Here is a 345-nt window from a genome sequence, read left to right on the forward strand (position 1 = left end):
TGGGGCCTTAGCTCAGCTGGGAGAGCGCCTGCCTTGCACGCAGGAGGTCAGCGGTTCGATCCCGCTAGGCTCCACTTATTTTTATATTACTTATGGCGGTGTAGCTCAGCTGGCTAGAGCGTACGGTTCATACCCGTGAGGTCGGGGGTTCGATCCCCTCCGCCGCTACCATAAGGACCTTTAGCTCAGCTGGTTAGAGCAGACGGCTCATAACCGTCCGGTCGTAGGTTCGAGTCCTACAAGGTCCACCACTCAAAGTTTATATCTCGGAGGTATACCCAAGTTCGGCTGAAGGGATCGGTCTTGAAAACCGACAGGCGGCGAGAGTCGCGCGGGGGTTCGAAT

3 tRNA genes are annotated in these 345 nt (G+C 56.5%); all 3 read left to right on the forward strand.

The features are described from left to right. Position 1: 1 nt before the first annotated feature. The 3 genes from JDS81_RS29870 (at position 2) to JDS81_RS29880 (ending at position 251) form a co-directional block, all read left to right on the forward strand. A tRNA-Ala gene (locus JDS81_RS29870) sits at positions 2-74 on the forward strand. Between the two features lie 20 nt (positions 75-94). Beyond that, positions 95-171 (forward strand) — tRNA-Met (locus tag JDS81_RS29875). 3 nt (positions 172-174) lie between these two features. Then, positions 175-251: transfer RNA gene (locus JDS81_RS29880), tRNA-Ile, on the forward strand. Positions 252-345: the final 94 nt, after the last annotated feature.

This window comes from Bacillus cereus group sp. N31, assembly GCF_016483245.1.
Lineage (GTDB): Bacteria > Bacillota > Bacilli > Bacillales > Bacillaceae_G > Bacillus_A > Bacillus_A toyonensis.